Raw genomic sequence first — 17,206 nt, 5'->3', positions numbered from 1 at the left:
AACTTATACCGCCTCGCGCTATGCCAACATGGCCCCTGCCGTGGCCAAGGCAATCGTGACCAGCCCCAGGCTCAGGTTGATGCCGACCAGCTGCCGGATGAATGCCAAGGCAGCGCCTCCGCTTTTCCAGTCCTGATTCGCCACGCTTTCCTTGAGGCGGGCATAGGGCGCGAAGAACACATAAGCAAAAATTGCCATCATGGCTGACCCAAGCCCCAGCATGGCGTGCACGTAAAGAGGAATGACCGTCATCCCGCCCATCAGCATGATCATGAACAGGCCCGATCCCAGTACCACGAAAACGCAGATCCACACCCAGGGGAAAAAACGCCGGAACACACCCGCCCACAATTGCAGACGCAGAGGCGGTTCAAGCAATTCGGCCGCCACCGGGCGCAGTAACTGGTGGGCAAAGAACATGCCCCCGACCCAGATCACGATTCCCAACACGTGCAGCATGATCATGAACTTCATACCTAAACCCCTCCGATTTAATTTATTAACAATTCCAGCGCACGCCTGACCGGGCCAAAACTGCGCCGGTGCTGCGGTATCACGCCATGACACTGAATGGCCTGCAAATGCGCAGGCGTAGGATAACCTTTATGTCGTGCAAAGTCATAGTGCGGATAGACCAGATGCAATTCACGCATTTCGGCATCTCTTGCGGTTTTGGCCAGGATGGAGGCTGCCGAAATTTCCGCAACCAGGCTGTCACCCTTGACCACCGCGCGTACAGGCAAGGACAGAGCTGGACAGTGCAAACCATCCACCACAACCTCATGGGGAACCACAGCCAGCCCCTCCACTGCCCGCTTCATCGCCAACAGGCTGGCCTGCAGAATATTGATGCGGTCGATTTCTTCCGCCGAAGCACTGGCAATCGACCAGGCCAACGCATATTTTCTGATTTCCAGCGCCAGGAATTCGCGCTTTTTTTCACTCAGCTTCTTGGAATCCGCCAGGCCGCTAATGGGGTGCGCGGGGTCAAGAATCACTGCCGCGGCAAATACCGCGCCCACCAGCGGCCCGCGCCCGGCTTCGTCCACGCCGGCCAGATAAATCATCTTAAAAACCTTAATTCGAAACCACGGAGGGCACGGAGAAGGGCAATTTACAGCCTTTTATTACCTCACCCAAGGGGTGAATGCCAAAAAATGCACAATTCATTGTTTTTACTCCGTGTTCTCCGTGAACTCCGTGGTTAATTGAGTTTTCCAGGATCATGCCTTGCTCCGCTGCGGCAAGTAATTCAGAATCGCCTCGCACGCGCGTTCCGCCGTATTTTGCCGCAGGCTTTCCTGCATGTGCTGGAACTCGGCATCCAACCCATTTTGCACCTGAGTGTCATTCAGCAGGTTTAGCAAGGCCTGCGCCAGATTATCGGGCGTGGCATCCTCCTGCAGCAGTTCGGGCACGATAAAACGACCGGCCAGAACATTAGGCAGCCCGACATAAGGCAGGTAACCCTTGCGCCGCATCAAAAAGGCTGAAAACCGGGACAGTTTGTAGGTAATGACCATGGGGCGCCTGAGCAGGGCGGTTTCGAGCGTGGCGGTGCCAGAGGCCACCAACGCCACATTGGCAGCCATCAATGCGGCATGCGCATGGCCGAACAGGATTTTCAGCGGCAAATCCGCGCCGTTCAACCGGTACAGCGCGGCCTCGAAAAAATCCCGGGTCTCGCGGCTGACCAGCGGCACCAGAAAGAGGACATCCGGTTCAATGCTGGCAATTTTCTGCGCCGTCCGGATAAACAATTCCGCCATGTAGTGCAATTCACTTTGGCGGCTACCCGGAAGCAAGGCAATGACGTTTCCCTGGGCTGGAATTTTGAGCTGTGCACGCATGGCAGCACGGTCAGGCTGTTGTGGCAGTACATCCGCCATGGGATGGCCGACATAAGTAACGGATACGCCCGCCTCTTCATATATTTTCGGCTCAAAGGGGAACAGGGCAAGGATGTGGGTAACCGAACGCGCAATCGTCTTGACCCGCTCGCGGCGCCATGCCCAGACCGACGGGCTGACATAGTGAATGGTAGGAATACCGTGTGCCTTGAGTGTTTTTTCCAGGCCAAGATTGAAATCTGGCGCATCCACACCGATGAACAAATCCGGCGGATTAGCGAGAAAATAACGCTTGAGTTTGCGCCGGATACCGAGTATTTCAGCAAAGTGCCGCAACACCTCAAGGTAGCCGCGCACCGCCAGCTTTTCCATGGGGAACAGGGACTTTGCCCCGGCAGCCTGCATTTTTGGCCCGGCAATGCCGACGAACTCGACATCCGGCAGCTTGTCTCTGAGAGCGGCGATCAGATGGCTGCCAAGCAAGTCACCCGAAGCCTCGCCCGCGACGATGCCAATCCTGAGTCTGTGTCCTTCCGCCACCGCCATGCTCCTGTCTAGCGGATAATGCCGCGCGTGGATTTGGCCAGGAACTCCAGCAGCAAAGCGATTTCCGGGAATGAACGGCTCTGTTCCTCCAAGGCCTGCTTGGCGTCATTCAGGCTCAGCCCCGACTTGTACAGAGTCTTGTAGGCGCGCCGCAATGCCATGATGGCATCACCCGAAAATCCGCGCCGTTTAAGCCCCTCGGAATTGATTCCGTGCGGCGCAGTGGGATTGCCACCGACGGTCACATAGGGCGGCACATCCATGGTAATGACCGAGCTGATGCCGGTGATGCAGTGGGCACCAACATGACAGAACTGATGAACGCCGGTAAAACCGCCAAGAATGGCGTAATCATCGATCGTGACATGCCCAGCCAGGGTGGCGTTATTGGCAAAAATGGTGTTGTTGCCGATCAGACAGTCGTGCGCCACATGCACGTAAGCCATCACCCAGTTATCATTTCCAAGCCGGGTAACGCCAAGATCCTGCGCGGTGCCCAGATTGAAGGTGCAAAATTCCCGGATGGTGTTGCGGTCGCCGATTTCCAGCCGGGTCGGTTCACCCGCGTATTTCTTGTCTTGCGGAACCTCTCCCAGGCTGGAGAACTGGAATATCTTGTTGTCGCAGCCTATGCGGGTGTGACCTGAAATGACCACATGCGGACCTACCCAGGTGCGGTCGCCAATTTCCACGTGCTCGCCGATCAGCGAATAGGCGCCGACGGCAACCCCATCGCCGAGCCGGGCCGAGGGGTGAATGATCGCGGTGGGGTGAATCATGACGGCACCTTAGACAATATCTCGTTTGGCACACATCAACTCGGCCTCGGCTACAATCTCCCCGTCCACCCTGGCCTCCGCCTTGAATTTCCAGATGCCGCGCATATTGCGCAGGATCTCGATGTGCAGATGCAACTGGTCTCCGGCGGTGACGGGCTTCTTGAAGCGCGCATTGTCGATGCCAACGAAGTAGAACACGGAATTCTCGTCCGGCAGCGAGCCCATGGTCTTGAACGACAGGATGCCGGCCGCCTGCGCCAGCGCCTCCATGATCAGTACGCCGGGCATCACCGGATGATGCGGAAAATGGCCCTGAAAGAAAGGCTCGTTGATGGTGACGTTCTTGACCGCCACAATGTTCTTGCCCGGTTCGCATTCCAGCACCCGGTCCACCAGCAGGAAAGGATAACGATGCGGCAAATGCGCCATGACTTCATGAATATCCATGCTGCTCACGATTTCTTCCTTTCGAGTTCTGCAATCTTTTGTTCCAGCTGGTGGATCTTGTCCGCCATGCTGTCGAGGTGACGCAAATGCGCCGCATTCTTGAGCCACTGCTCGTGCGTCGAGAATGGCATCGCCGAGGTATAAGCACCCGGCTTGGTGATGGATTTGGTAATCAGCGTGCCGGATGAGACCGCCACATTGTCGGCGATGTTCAAATGGCCAAGAATCATGCCCGCACCGCCAACCGTACAATTGCGCCCAATCCTGGCACTGCCGGCAATACCGACGCAACCCGCCATGGCACTGTGCGCGCCAATATGAACGTTATGCGCCACCTGAATCTGGTTATCCAGCTTCACCCCCTCCTCGATCACCGTATCTTCCAGCGCTCCGCGGTCAATGGTGGTATTGGCGCCGATTTCGACATCGTCACCGATCACCACCCGGCCGATCTGAGGGATTTTCAACCAGCGGCCTTCCTCGTGCGCCAGGCCAAATCCGTCTGCACCGATCACGGCACCAGAATGAACAATCGCACGCGCGCCCAACAGACACTGATGGTATATCACCACCCGGGGATACAGGCGGGCGTCATCACCGATCTCGACTTTGTCTCCAATAGCGCAACCGGCGCCGACAATAACCCGCTCGCCAATCCGCGCTCCACGCCCGATATGGACGAAAGGGCCAACAGAAGCACTGGCTGCAATGACGGCATCCCGCTCCACCACTGCCGTGGGATGAATCCCTGCGGCTACGGGTTCAGGCGGGTTAAGCAGGGCCGTCACTCTGGCGAAATAGGCGGATGGATTGCTGCTGACAATACGTGGCTTCTGCGTTGCATCGCGGTTTTCCTGGTTGAGGATAACCGCGCCCGCATGGGTTGCCTCAAGCTGTTTCCTGAAGCGCGCCGCAGTATAAAAACTGATATTTCCGGGCAGCGCCGTTTCCAGCGCGGCCACCTGATTGATCCGTGTTTCTGCATCGCCCAGCAGTTCGCCACCCAGGCGGGACACGATCTCACTCAGCGTATATGTATGCTCCATGCCGGCGCCCACGGACTGTTTCTAATGAAAAACCGGCCGGCTGTCCGGCCCTGAACTTACTTCTCGGATAGCGCTTTGAGTACTTTCTCGGTCACATCGATACGATGACTGGCGTACACGGCTTCCTGCAGAATGAGGTCGAATTTCTCGCTCTCGGCAATCGCAATAATGGCCTTGTTGGCACGCTCCTGAACTGCGGAAAGTTCTTCATTGCGGCGCAGGTTGAGGTCTTCGCGGAACTCGCGCTGGGAACGCTGAAAATCGCGGTTCAGGTTAGCCAGATCACGTTCCTTGTTGCGGCGTTCGGTATCGCTGATGGTCACGCCTTCTCGTTCCAGATAGGTCTGAAGGTCCTTGGCCTGCTTCGCCATCTTCTGCAATTCCTGATCACGGACAGCAAATTCCTTCTCCAGTTTTTTCTGCGCCTTCTGCGCCGGTGCAGCTTCGCGGAACACACGCTCGGTGTTGACGAAACCGATCTTGAATTCGGTCGCGGCTACCACACTTCCCACCTGCATCAGCGAGAGGGCAAGCATCGTCATGACAATCTTTTTCACTTCAATTCTCCTAAATCTTAAAATACGGTGCCCATCTGGAACTGGAACATTTCAGTCTTGTCGCCTTCCTTCTCGTTGAGCGGTTGCGCCAGGCTGAATTTAAGCGGCCCGATTGGCGAGGACCAGCTTAGTGAAACGCCTGCCGCGTAACGAATTTCACCGAGATCTATCCTGGAGTATCGGCCGTTGGCGTCACCCGGGCCAAACGCCATACCCCCATCCACGAAGGTGCCCAGGCGCACCGATTTATCGCTGGACAAGCCGGGGAAAGGGAACAGTATCTCGGCATTCACCACCACGCGGGAATTGCCCCCCAAGGCAAGATCATTCGTATCGCGCGGCCCCAGGGAACTGGTACGGTAACCGCGCACGGAACCAATGCCACCCGCGTAGAAGTTCTTGAAATAAGGCAGGGTTTTGTCATTATAGGTATCTGCATAACCCAGCTCGCCATTCAGCATCAGGGTGAAATGCTTGGCAAAGGTCTGAAACCACTGATGCTGGTAGGACGCCTTGTAGTATTCAAGGTCCAGCCCCGGCAATCCGACTTCGCCATACACCCGCTGCAGGCTGCCGCTGGTCGGATACAGCAGGTTGTCGCGGGTATCGCGCGCCCAGCCAAGATCGGTGCGCACCGTGTTGACCACATTGCCATATTCTTCAATGAAGTTCAGTACCTTCGTCGAGGTGCTGTCAATTATGGTGTTCTCGATCCGCTCGGCGGCCAGGCCCAGGCTGACGGTATCCTTCTCGTTCAGGGGAATACCGAAGCGTACTCCGCCACCCAGTGTCGAGGTTTTGTACTGGGTCACCGCAGACAGGCGCGAGGTATCAACATCGCGCCTGTAAACATCAAAACCGCGGCTGATGCCATTATCGGTGAAATAGGGGTTGGTGTAGGACAGAGAGTAAACCTTGTTGACATCGCCGCTGTTAATCTGCGCGGCAAGAAAATTTCCGCTGCCGAACACGTTCTGCTGCGATATGGAGCCACTCAGCACCAATCCCTGCGAACTGGAAAAACCAGCTCCGGCCATGATGCTTCCGGTCGGCTTTTCGGTCACGCTGTAATTCAGGTCCACCTGATCCGTGGTGCCGGGGACGGCGGGCGTTTCCACGTTGACATCGGAAAAATACCCCAGCCGCTGCAAGCGCTCGCGCGAGCGGTTGATCTTGTCGGCCGCATACCAGCCGCCCTCGATCTGGCGCATTTCGCGCCGCAACACCTCATCCCGCGTCTTGGTATTGCCTGCCATATTGATGCGCCGCACATAGACGCGACGGCCTGGATCGAGGAAGAAGGTGAAGGCCGCCGTGCCTTTTTCCTTGTTGATCTCCGGCACCGCATTGACATTGGCAAAGGCGTAGCCGTCATTGCCCAGGCGGTCGCTGATGGCCTTGCTGGATTCGGTCAGCTTCTCGCGTGAAAAGACATCACCTGTTTTCACCTTGATCAGCTTGTTGAGTTCCTCTTCCGGCACCAGCAGCTCTCCCGCCAGCTTGACATCGGAAATGATGTACTTCGTACCTTCAAACACATTGATGGTGATGTAGATATCGTTCTTGTCGGGTGAAATCGAAACCTGCGTGGAGGCCACATTGAATTCAAGGTAACCGCGGTTCAGATAAAAGGAGCGCAGCGATTCCAGATCAGCGGACAACTTCTGCTTGGAATACTGGTCGTTTTTGCTGTACCAGGTCATCCAGCCCGAGGTGGACAGCACGAACTGCTCAAGCAATTCCTTTTCCTTGAAGGTTTCATTGCCCACGATGTTGATCTGCTTGATCTTGGCGATTTCGCCTTCGGAAATATCGAAGCTGATCGCTACGCGGTTGCGTTCCAGCGGCGTTACCGTGGTAGTGATCGTCACGCCATACTTGCCGCGGCTGAAATATTGCCGCTTCAATTCCTGCTCGGCACGATCGAGCAAAGCCTTGTCAAAAATCTTGGATTCGGCCAGGCCGGCCATTTTAAGACCGTCCTTGAGCTGCTCCTTGCTGAATTCCTTGCTGCCGATAATATCCACCTGGGCAATGGCCGGCCTTTCCTGCACCATCACCACCAGCACGCCATTATCCGATTCCAGGCGCACATCCTTGAAGAAGCCGGTGGCATACAGCGCCTTGACCGCGGCGGCGGCCTTTTCATCATCGAGGGTGTCGCCCACCTTGACAGGCAGGTAGCTGAATACCGTACCGGCTTCGGTACGCTGAATGCCTTCCACCCGGATGTCTTTGACCACGACAGGTTCAATGGCTACGGCAGATGCCGCGTACAGGGAGGCAATCAGAAGCGGGATGAGTTTTTTCATTATTGGCCGGAAAGCAAGCGGTTAATATCGTTGTAAAAGGCAAAAGCCATGAGAGCCATCAACAACGCCATCCCGACCTGCTGGCCGATTTCCATGGCGCGCTCCGAAACGGGGCTTCCCTTCAGGATTTCGGCCATATAATACATCAAATGCCCGCCATCCAATAAGGGAATGGGCAACAAATTGAGCACGCCCAGACTGATGCTGATCAATGCCAGAAAGCTCAGATAGGGCAGCCAGCCCATGCTTGCCGACTGGCCGGCGTAATCCGCAATCGTAATGGGACCGCTGATATTCTTGAGGGACACCTCTCCCACCACCATGCGCCCCAGCATGTGCAGGCTGAACAGCGAAGTATCCCAGGTTTTATCCAGCGCAGCGCCCAGCGCCTGAAATGGCGGGTAACGCACTTCGGTCAGAAGTTTCTTGCCCAGTTCCGCGTCCATCTTTGGTGCCGCGCCGATTTTCCCCACCGTTTTGCCCTGCTCAGTCGCGGCGGAAGGCGTCACCTGCACAATCAACAGGCGCTCGCCACGATTGATTTCAAATTCCAGTGCACGCTCAGGATGATCTTTCACCCACTGCACCAGGTCCTCCCAGCGTGACACCGGCCGGCCATTTACGGCCTCAATTTCATCATCTGTCCGCAAACCGGCCTTCTCGCCGGCCCCGCCCGCTATCAGCTTGCCAATAACCGGCCGCAACAGGGGGCGAAAATGGGTCAGGCCCAGCTTCTCAAGAAAGTCACCGTCCAGATCCTCTGCCGTCAGGCTGGCGGTTTCCAGAATACGGAACTGGATTTCTCCGCGCTCATTGCGGGTCTCGATTTTCAAGCCCTGTTTACTCATTACCCGCTTGAGCAGCAGCCAGCGCGCATCCTGCCACGTTGCCACGGCCTGGCCGTCAATCGACGTCATCACTTCCCCGGGCTGAAAACCTGCCACCGCTGCAGGGCTGCCAGAAGCCGGCTGCCCCAGCATGGGCTTCACACCCGGCACCCCGCTGATGAACAGGAGCCAGTACAAGGCAATGGCCAGCAGGAAATTGGCAACCGGTCCGGCCGCAACAATGAGAATCCGGCGCCACACCGATTGCCGGTTGAAGGCGCGCGGCAGCTCATGGGGCGCCACCTCGCCTTCACGCTCGTCCAGCATCTTGACGTAGCCTCCCAGAGGAAACGCTGCCAATGCCCATTCCGTGCCGTCATGACCTGACTTCCTGACCACCAGGGGCTTGCCGAAGCCAATCGAGAAGCGCAGCACTTTTACTCCGCACCAGCGCGCCACCCAGTAATGTCCCAGTTCGTGCACCACAATCAGGACGCCCAGGGCAAGGGAGAAAGCAGCCAGGGTGAAAAGCAGGCTCATGGAGATCAGTGAGGAGTGAGGGGTGAGGGGTGAGGAGTAGAAGCACCCGCTCCTTGCCTCAGGATATGTTCGCTGGCGACCTTGCGCGCCAGGCGGTCGGCTTGCTGGACGTCTTCCAGGCAGGTTACGGGCACTGCGCTGATCTGTTCGAGCGCGTGCTCGATCACGGACGGGATGCCGAGGAAGGGCAGTTTTTCGTCGAGAAAGGCGGCTACCGCCACTTCATTGGCGGCATTGAGAATCGCCGGGGCGGTCCCGCCGCAGCGCAGGGCCTGGTAGGCCAGGTCGAGGCAGCGGAAGCGCGCCAGGTCCGGCGCCTCGAAATCGAGACGGGCGATCTTGAACAGGTCGAGTGGTGAAACGCCGGAATGGATGCGCTCCGGGAAGCCCAGCGCATAGGCGATCGGGGTGCGCATGTCCGGGTTGCCCAGTTGGGCCAGCACCGAGCCATCCGCATACTCGACCATGGAATGGATCACGCTCTGCGGATGAACCACCACCTGGATCTGGTCCGCGGGCGCGTCGAACAGCCAGTGCGCCTCGATGACTTCCAGCCCCTTGTTCATCATGCTGGCGGAGTCCACCGAAATCTTGCGCCCCATCGACCAGTTGGGATGGGCGCAAGCCTGGTCGGGCGTGACGTGCTCCAACTCGGACAATGCCTTGTTGCGAAACGGCCCGCCGGAAGCCGTGAGCAGGATGCGCGTCACGCCGGCCGCATTCAGCCCGCGCCCGAAATCGCGCGGCAGGGACTGAAAAATGGCATTGTGCTCGCTGTCGATCGGCAGCAGTTCGGAGCCGCTTTCCCGCACCGCGTCCATGAACACGCGGCCGGACATCACCAGCGTCTCTTTATTCGCAAGCAGGATCTTCTTGCCGGCCCGCGCCGCCGCCAGCGATGGACGCAGCCCCGCCGCGCCGACAATCGCCGCCATGACGCTGTCCACCTGGGGCAGGGACGAAACCCGTTCCAGTGCCTCGACCCCGTGCAGCACCTCGGTGGCCAGGCCAGCCGCCGTGATTTTCAGCTGCAGTTGCTGTGCCGCGTCCGCATCCAGCAACACCGCGAATTCCGGCTCGAACTGCTGGCATTGCAGGAACAGCTTGTCGACCTGGGAATTGGCCGTCAGCGCGACCACCCGGAACAGGCCGGGGTGGCGCGCAATGACGTCGAGGGTGCTGACGCCGATCGATCCGGTGGAACCCAGTACGGTAATTTTTTGTTTATCAGGCATGATCAGAATGGAGAAAATCCAGAAACGAAATAACCGGCTGCCGCCAGGGGAAGCGCTGCCGTCATGGCATCAATGCGGTCCAGCACGCCCCCGTGTCCGGGCAGGATATGGCCGCTATCCTTGATCCCCGCCTGGCGCTTGAGCCAGGACTCGAACAGATCGCCCTCCACGCTCAGCACCGCCATGGCCAGGAGCAGGACAAAACCGGGGAAAGGCACGCCCAGGGAGCCCTCCAGCGCCATCCATAGCGCGCCGTACAGGGTTACGCCGAGCAGGCCGCCCGCCACCCCTTCCCAGGTCTTGCCCGGGCTGATGGCAGGCGCCAGCTTGTGTCTGCCGAACGCGCGCCCGGCAAAATAGGCGCCGATATCCGCCACCGCCACCACCGCCAGCAAGCCAAACAGCAGCGCGGGGCGCATGGCATGAAAATCCATCAGGGCAAACCAGGTGGGGAACAGCACCAGCCAGCCCGTCGCAGCCAGCAGCAGCGGGTTGCGCACCTTCCAGCCGAACAGCAGCCAGGGCAGCGCCAGCAACAGCCAGAAGGCGATGGCGGCGAGATACGACTCTTCCACGCGCATTTGCAAAAAGAAAAAGGCCAGGCCGAAGGCGATGGTCAGCAGCAGATAAGCCCAGCGTCCGGTTCTGCCATAAGCGGCGATGCCGCCCCATTCCCAGGCACCAATGGTAATCACGCCCAGGGTCAGCAGGCTCCAGGCCAGACTGGGCAGATAAAACAGTCCGAACAGCAAGCCGAGCAGCAGGGCAAAAGCCGTGATCACGCGGGTTTTAAGCATGGGTCTTCAATTGATCGCTGGTTCGTCCGAAGCGGCGTTCGCGTTGCTGGTAAGAATGAATCGCCCCATCCAGTTCGGCCGCATTGAAATCCGGCCACAGCACATTTGTGAAATACAGCTCCGTATAGGCCAGCTGCCACAGCAGGAAATTGCTGATACGTTGCTCGCCCCCGGTGCGGATGAAGAGATCGGGCTCAGGGGCGTACGGCATGGAAAGGTGAGGCTGCAAATCGCCCTCTTCAAAGCCGTTCACCAGTTCGGGGCGGGCTTTCAGCATGGCTTGCATGGCCTGCATGATATCCCAGCGGCCACCGTAGTTGGCGGCAATGGTCAAGGTCAGTTTTGAATTATTCTCAGTGAGTGTTTCGGAATTACGAACCAGATTGACCAGATGCGGCTCAAAACGGGAAAGGTCACCGATGACCTTGAGGCGGACACCGTTCTGGTGAAGCTTTCTGGCTTCCTTTTCCAGCGCCAGCACAAAAAGCTGCATCAGGAAGGAAACCTCTTCCTCCGGGCGGCGCCAGTTTTCGCTGCTGAACGCAAACAGGGTGAGATATTCAACGCCACGTTCAATGCACGATTTGACCATCTCGCGCACCGTTTCCACGCCACGTTTATGCCCCATCACGCGCGGGAAATGCCGTTTCTTGGCCCAACGCCCATTGCCATCCATGATGATGGCGATATGGCGGGGGATATGCGACACCGCGGGAATTTCGCGGGTCGAGCTTTTTGACAGGGCCACTAGATCAGGCTCAAATGGCCATCAATTCGGTTTCTTTGACCTGCAGCATCTTGTCCACTTCCGCCACGTAACGGTCAGTGATTTTCTGAATTTCGTCCTGGGCACGGCGATCATCGTCCTCGCTGATCTCCTTGTCCTTGAGCAAATCCTTGAGGTGGGCATTGGCATCACGACGAATGTTGCGAACCGCCACCTTGGCGCCCTCGCCTTCGTGCTTGACCACCTTGATCAGTTCACGGCGCCGTTCTTCAGTCAGGGCAGGCATCGGCACCCGGATCAGGTCGCCCTGCGAGGCCGGGTTCAACCCCAGGTCGGAGTCACGGATGGCTCTTTCCACCGCACCCACCATTTTCTTTTCCCATGGCGCCACGCCGATGGTGCGCGAATCGATCAGGGTCACGTTGGCAATCTGGTTGATCGCCGTCGGATTGCCATAATAATCGACCATCACGTGATCCAGAATGCCGGTATGGGCTCGCCCGGTACGCACCTTGGCCAGATCGGCCTTGAGTGCTTCCAGGGATTTCTGCATTTTCTGTTCAGCGGTTTTTTTAAGGTCTGAAATCATGTTTTTGTATCCTTCCGTCCTGCAGCCGCCTGAAGGAGGCTACTTAACAATATACCCGCGTGCCTTCGTCCTCGCCCATCACCACGCGCTTCAATGCACCCGGCTTGAAGATGCTGAACACGGCCAGCGGCATGCTCTGGTCGCGGCACAGGGCCAGGGCGGTCGCGTCCATCACCTTGAGATTACGGGCAATCGCCTCATCAAAACTGAGCTGCTGATAACGCATGGCTTCAGGATTGGTTTTCGGATCGTCGGTATAGACGCCATCGACCTTGGTTGCCTTGAGCACGATTTCCGCCCCGACTTCCATGCCGCGCAAGGCGGCTGCGGTATCGGTGGTAAAGAAAGGATTGCCGGTACCGGCACCGAAAATCACGACTTTGCCTTCTTCCAGGTAACGAATGGCCTTGCCGCGAATGTAGGGCTCGGCTACCGCTTCGATGGCCAGCGCGGTTTGCACCCGGCTCACCAAACCAATTTGGCGCATGGCGTCCTGCAGCGCCAGGGCATTCATGACTGTGGCCAGCATGCCCATGTAATCCGCGGTGGCGCGATCCATGCCGGCAGCGCCGGGGGCCACGCCACGAAAAATATTGCCGCCACCGATGACCACGCCCACCTGCACACCCATGCGCACCACTTCGGCCACTTCCCCGACAATGCGATCAATGGTGGGACGATTGATACCATAGCTGTCGTCGCCCATCAGGGCTTCGCCGGACAGTTTGAGCAGGATGCGTTTGTAGGCGGGGGCGGTCATGGCTTATACCTTCGCAGCGGCAGCGACTTCAGCTGCGTAATCCACCACTTTCTTCTCGATGCCTTCGCCCACGATGAACATCTGGAATGCCGTCACGCTCGCACCCTTGTTCTTCAGCAGCTGCTCGACCGTCTGTTTGCCGTCTTCGGCCTTGACGAAGACCTGCCCCAGGAGCGTTACTTCCTTCAGGAACTTCTGCACGGTGCCCTCGGCAATTTTTTCCAGCATGGCTTCCGGCTTGCCGGCCTCGCGCGCCTTCTCGATCGCGATGCGATGTTCGGTGGCGATTTCTTCCGGATTCACACCGGAAGCGTCGATGGATTTCGGCTTGCTTGCTGCGATATGCATGGCGATATCCTTGCCCAGTTGCTCGTCGCCACCGCTGCTGTCAACCATCACGCCGATGCGCGTGCCGTGCAGATAGGTAGTCAGCTTGCCGGAAGTTTCCGCGCGTACCAGACGGCGCAGGGAGATGTTTTCACCCAGCTTCATGATCAGGGCCTGACGGGTTTCTTCAACGGTCTGGCCGGATGGCAGACTGGCAGAGGACAGCGCATCGATGTCTTCAATGCCCTGCTCGGCAACCAGCTGAGCCAGCGCTTTGGCAAACGCGGCAAAATCTTCATTCTTGGAAACGAAATCGGTTTCGCAATTCACTTCCACCAGCGCACCCTTGCGGCCATCGGCACTGATGAAGCTGCCAACCACGCCTTCAGCGGCGATACGGCTGGCAGCCTTGTTGGCCTTGGCGCCACTCTTGATGCGCAGCAACTCTTCCGCCGCCTTCAGGTCGCCTGCCGTCTCGGTCAGCGCCTTCTTGCATTCCATCATGCCCAAGCCAGTCAGCTCGCGCAGCTCTTTAACCATACCTGCGGTAATGTCCGCCATATTCAAACTCCTAAATTTCCTAAATATCCAAAGCCAAAAAAAGGGGCTTCAGCCCCTTTTCTGCGGAGAATCAACCCGCTGTCTGTTCCGCGTCACTCACCTCGACAAACTCGTCGCCCTTGATGATGTCCGCGACAACCTGGCTGCGGCCTTCCAGAATTGCATCCGCCATGCCCTGAGCGTAGAGGCGAATCGCCTTGCTCGAATCGTCGTTGCCCGGAATCACGTAATCAATGCCGGCTGGTGAATTGTTGGTGTCCACGATGCCGATCACCGGAATGCCCAGCTTGTTGGCTTCGGTAATGGCGCCGCTTTCATAGCCCACGTCGATCACGAACATGGCATCCGGCAGACCGCCCATATCCTTGATGCCGCCCAGGCTACGCTCCAGCTTGATCATTTCGCGCTTGAAGCCCAGTGCTTCTTTTTTCGACAGGCGCTCTATGCTGCCATCTTCAATCATGGCTTCCATGTCCTTGAGGCGCTTGATGGACAGCTTGACCGTCTTGAAGTTGGTGAGCATGCCGCCCAGCCAACGGTAATCCACATAAGGCGCACCGGCGCGTGCTGCTTCTTCCTTGACGATCTCGCGAGCCTGGCGCTTGGTGCCGACGAACAGGACGTTGCCCTTGTTGGTGGACATCTTGCGCACGAACTTGATCGCCTCTTCGTACATCGGCAGAGACTTTTCCAGGTTCACGATATGAATCTTGTTGCGGTCACCGAAGATGAACGGAGCCATCTTGGGGTTCCAGTAGCGGGTCTGGTGACCGAAATGAACGCCTGCTTCGAGCATCTGGCGCATAGTTACTGACATGGTAAAACTCCTTTTTAAGGGTTAAGCCTCCATCCGTCCGCCTGCGACTCGCCAGAAAAACCCTGGTCGAGCACCCTTAACGGGACAGATGTGCGTAGTTTCCGCCTTGCGGCGGCATCGTAATCCGGCTGCATTCAAAGCCAGCCAAATTGGGCCGCGATAATAGCATATTCAGGCCCTGCTATTCAATCGGTCTATGTTCTTTTCTGATTTTCGCGGCCTGTTCCAGCAGCGCGCCAATATCGGTATTGCCTGCACTCAGCGCCATTTCCAGCGCCGACTGGCCCTGTTTGCTGCGCAACCCGGGGTCTGCGCCCAGACGCAACAGCAAGGAAACGCATTCGATACAGCCATGCTTCGAGGCCAGCATCAACGCGGAAAGGCCGGAATCGGTCTGGCCGTCTACCGGCACGCCATAGGCCAGCAGCAGCCGGACCGTGTCCGCATGACCGGCATAGGCCGCGTAGATCAGCGGATTCCAGCCCTTGCCGTTGGCGCCCAGCGCCGCTCCCTGCGCCACCAGCAGCTCGATCACCGGATTGTGGCCATGGTATGCGGCAAGCATCACCGCCGTTTCCCCGTAGAGATTTCTCTGGTACACCCTGGCGCCATGCGCCAGCAGTTGCCGCGCCACTTCGGGCGCCCCCGCGCGGGCAGCCATCATCAGGGCGGTGTAGCCCTGCTCGTCCTGCACATCGGGATCCACGCCTTGCCGCAACAATTGTTCCACCGCATCGGCATCGCCATTCCTGACCGCGACAAACATGTCGTTCATGTTGCCAGCAGTATCGGCACAGACCGGCAGAGCCAGGGCCAGCCAGGGCAGCATCAGCCACACGGCAAGGCGGCGCACAATCAGCGGGAACCGTAGGTCGGGCTTCAGCCCGATATGTCGGGCTGAAGCCCGACCTACCATCAATGGCATTTCATATTGACTGGCTACTGGCATTGCAGGCGCAGTCCGTCGTAGGCCGGACGGATACCGGCCGGTAGCTTTGCACTCAATTCTGCATACTCCAGCTCATGTGTCATGTGGATCAGCCAGGTTTCCCGTGCGCCGATCTTTTGCGCCCAGGCAACCGCCTCTTCCATGCTGAAGTGGGTGGGATGGGGGCGATAGCGCAGGCAGTCGAGCAGCAGGATATCCAGCCCCTGTAGTTTTTCCATGCTGGCGGCGGAAATATCCGACACGTCGGTGAGATAGGCCATGTTGCCGATGCGGTAAGCCAGAATCTCGTAATGTTTGCCATGCATCACCGGCACCGGCATCACTTCCACCCCGCCCGCGGCAAAGGGGCCATCGACTGCATGCGCCCTGAGTACCGGCTTGTCCCAGTGATGCTGCTCGTGCTGCGGGAAAGCATAGCCGAAGCGCTGCACGATGCCCTGCATGGTCGCCTCGTTGCCATACACCGGAATCGGCTGGCGCTGCAGATGGCAAAAACTGCGCAGATCGTCGAGGCCGTTGAGGTGATCGGCATGATAGTGAGTGTAGAGCACCGCATCCACGCGCGTGAGCTTCTCGCGCAGGGCCTGCAGCCGCAGATCCGGCCCGGTATCCACCAGCAGCACCGCGCCGTTTTCCATGTGAACCGCGATCGAGCAGCGCGTGCGCCGGTTGCGTGGGTCGGCGGAAAGACAGGTCTTGCAGCCGCAGCCGATCACCGGCGTGCCGGCGCTGGAACCCACGCCGAGAAAGACTATCTCCATGCCTGCGCGGCCCGGAACAGCTCGAAAAAGTTGCGTGACGTGGCCGCCCCCACTTCCTCGACGCCGATGCCGCGCAAATGGGCGATCTCCTCGGCCACATGGCGCACATAGGCGGGTTCGTTGGTCTTGCCGCGATAGGGCACGGGCGCCAGATAGGGCGCGTCGGTTTCGATCAGCATGCGTTCCAGGGGCACGTGTTTCGCCACCTCCTTCAGCTCCAGCGCCTTCTTGAAGGTCACGATGCCGGAGAAGGAAATATAAAAATTCAGCGCCATCGCCTGCTCCGCCACAGCCAGGCTTTCGGTGAAGCAGTGCATCACCCCGCCCACCCGCTCCGCGCCTTCCTCGCGCATGACGCGCAAGGTGTCTTCCGCCGCTGCGCGGGTATGAATGATGAGCGGCTTGCCAATGGCAATGGCGGCGCGGATATGGGTGCGAAAACGCTCGCGCTGCCATTCCAGGTCGCCCGTGAGGCGGAAATAGTCGAGCCCGGTTTCGCCTATGGCAACCACCTTGGGATGGCTCGCCAGGGCGGCAAGCCGCTCCACATCCGGCTCGGCGCAATCCTCGTGATCGGGATGCACCCCGGCGGAAGCAAAAATATTGGGATACTGCTCCGCCAGCGCAATAATCTGCGGGAAAGCCGCCAGTTCGACGCTGACGCACAAGGCGTGCGTCACCTGATTGTGCGCCATGGCTTGCAGCAAATCCGGCACGCGCTCGGCCAGGCCGGGGAAATTGATATGGCAGTGGGAATCGATGAACATGGTGAAAATCGT

The 17,206-nt window shown here is 58.4% G+C and carries 19 protein-coding genes; all 19 read right to left on the bottom strand.

Annotated features, from left to right (window positions below; all coding sequences use genetic code 11):
• Nucleotides 1-18 precede the first annotated feature (18 nt).
• The 19 genes from WC392_10470 to WC392_10380 all read right to left on the bottom strand — a co-directional run bounded on the left by WC392_10470 (nt 19) and on the right by WC392_10380 (nt 17,194).
• Complete coding sequence (locus tag WC392_10470) at nt 19-474, bottom strand: CopD family protein (protein ID MFA5242782.1); 456 nt, start codon at nt 472-474, stop codon at nt 19-21.
• Between the two features lie 17 nt (nt 475-491).
• Nucleotides 492-1,067 (bottom strand): ribonuclease HII, encoded by a 576-nt coding sequence (gene rnhB / locus WC392_10465; protein ID MFA5242781.1) that lies wholly within the window; start codon nt 1,065-1,067, stop codon nt 492-494.
• Between the two features lie 156 nt (nt 1,068-1,223).
• Nucleotides 1,224-2,390, bottom strand: coding sequence for a lipid-A-disaccharide synthase (lpxB, locus tag WC392_10460; GenBank protein MFA5242780.1), 1,167 nt, complete (start codon nt 2,388-2,390; stop codon nt 1,224-1,226).
• A gap of 14 nt (nt 2,391-2,404) precedes the next feature.
• Entirely contained in the window at nt 2,405-3,175 is a 771-nt protein-coding gene (gene lpxA / locus WC392_10455; protein ID MFA5242779.1) for an acyl-ACP--UDP-N-acetylglucosamine O-acyltransferase, read from the bottom strand.
• A 9-nt stretch (nt 3,176-3,184) separates the two neighbouring features.
• Nucleotides 3,185-3,622 (bottom strand): 3-hydroxyacyl-ACP dehydratase FabZ, encoded by a 438-nt coding sequence (gene fabZ, locus WC392_10450; GenBank protein MFA5242778.1) that lies wholly within the window; start codon nt 3,620-3,622, stop codon nt 3,185-3,187.
• Between the two features lie 5 nt (nt 3,623-3,627).
• Nucleotides 3,628-4,668, bottom strand: coding sequence for a UDP-3-O-(3-hydroxymyristoyl)glucosamine N-acyltransferase (lpxD, locus tag WC392_10445; GenBank protein MFA5242777.1), 1,041 nt, complete (start codon nt 4,666-4,668; stop codon nt 3,628-3,630).
• Between the two features lie 56 nt (nt 4,669-4,724).
• Nucleotides 4,725-5,210 (bottom strand): OmpH family outer membrane protein, encoded by a 486-nt coding sequence (locus WC392_10440; protein ID MFA5242776.1) that lies wholly within the window; start codon nt 5,208-5,210, stop codon nt 4,725-4,727.
• Nucleotides 5,211-5,242: 32 nt separating this feature from the next.
• On the bottom strand, nt 5,243-7,537 hold the full coding sequence (gene bamA / locus WC392_10435; protein MFA5242775.1) for an outer membrane protein assembly factor BamA: 2,295 nt from the start codon (nt 7,535-7,537) through the stop codon (nt 5,243-5,245).
• Nucleotides 7,537-8,904 carry an RIP metalloprotease RseP gene (gene rseP, locus WC392_10430; GenBank protein ID MFA5242774.1) on the bottom strand — a complete coding sequence of 456 codons (1,368 nt, stop codon included), beginning with the start codon at nt 8,902-8,904 and terminating at the stop codon, nt 7,537-7,539. The genes bamA and rseP overlap by 1 nt, the downstream gene beginning before the upstream one ends.
• A gap of 5 nt (nt 8,905-8,909) precedes the next feature.
• Nucleotides 8,910-10,139 (bottom strand): 1-deoxy-D-xylulose-5-phosphate reductoisomerase, encoded by a 1,230-nt coding sequence (gene ispC / locus WC392_10425; protein ID MFA5242773.1) that lies wholly within the window; start codon nt 10,137-10,139, stop codon nt 8,910-8,912.
• A gap of 2 nt (nt 10,140-10,141) precedes the next feature.
• Nucleotides 10,142-10,936 (bottom strand): phosphatidate cytidylyltransferase, encoded by a 795-nt coding sequence (locus tag WC392_10420; GenBank protein ID MFA5242772.1) that lies wholly within the window; start codon nt 10,934-10,936, stop codon nt 10,142-10,144.
• Nucleotides 10,929-11,684, bottom strand: coding sequence for a polyprenyl diphosphate synthase (gene uppS, locus WC392_10415; protein MFA5242771.1), 756 nt, complete (start codon nt 11,682-11,684; stop codon nt 10,929-10,931). The genes WC392_10420 and uppS overlap by 8 nt, the downstream gene beginning before the upstream one ends.
• A 10-nt stretch (nt 11,685-11,694) precedes the next feature.
• The gene (gene frr, locus WC392_10410) at nt 11,695-12,252 is read right to left on the bottom strand and encodes a ribosome recycling factor (protein MFA5242770.1); all 558 of its coding nucleotides are present in this window, start codon (nt 12,250-12,252) and stop codon (nt 11,695-11,697) included.
• A 43-nt stretch (nt 12,253-12,295) separates the two neighbouring features.
• Nucleotides 12,296-13,012 carry a UMP kinase gene (gene pyrH, locus WC392_10405; protein MFA5242769.1) on the bottom strand — a complete coding sequence of 239 codons (717 nt, stop codon included), beginning with the start codon at nt 13,010-13,012 and terminating at the stop codon, nt 12,296-12,298.
• 3 nt (nt 13,013-13,015) lie between these two features.
• Nucleotides 13,016-13,900, bottom strand: a complete 885-nt coding sequence (tsf, locus tag WC392_10400) for a translation elongation factor Ts (GenBank protein MFA5242768.1) — start codon at nt 13,898-13,900, stop codon at nt 13,016-13,018.
• A 70-nt stretch (nt 13,901-13,970) separates the two neighbouring features.
• The gene (gene rpsB, locus WC392_10395; protein MFA5242767.1) at nt 13,971-14,717 is read right to left on the bottom strand and encodes a 30S ribosomal protein S2; all 747 of its coding nucleotides are present in this window, start codon (nt 14,715-14,717) and stop codon (nt 13,971-13,973) included.
• 181 nt (nt 14,718-14,898) lie between these two features.
• A complete protein-coding gene (locus tag WC392_10390) occupies nt 14,899-15,570 on the bottom strand; it encodes an ankyrin repeat domain-containing protein (protein ID MFA5242766.1) in 672 nt (223 codons plus the stop codon).
• A gap of 86 nt (nt 15,571-15,656) precedes the next feature.
• Nucleotides 15,657-16,427: an MBL fold metallo-hydrolase gene (locus WC392_10385; protein ID MFA5242765.1), complete on the bottom strand. Its 771-nt coding sequence runs from the start codon at nt 16,425-16,427 to the stop codon at nt 15,657-15,659.
• Nucleotides 16,418-17,194: a TatD family hydrolase gene (locus WC392_10380; GenBank protein MFA5242764.1), complete on the bottom strand. Its 777-nt coding sequence runs from the start codon at nt 17,192-17,194 to the stop codon at nt 16,418-16,420. The genes WC392_10385 and WC392_10380 overlap by 10 nt, the downstream gene beginning before the upstream one ends.
• Between the last annotated feature and the right edge of the window lie 12 nt (nt 17,195-17,206).

The sequence above is a fragment of the Sulfuricella sp. genome, assembly GCA_041651995.1.
Classification (GTDB): Bacteria; Pseudomonadota; Gammaproteobacteria; order Burkholderiales; family Sulfuricellaceae; genus Sulfurimicrobium.
Note: the sequence above shows the minus strand (reverse complement) of the source record. Positions and strands in the feature narration are given on the sequence as shown.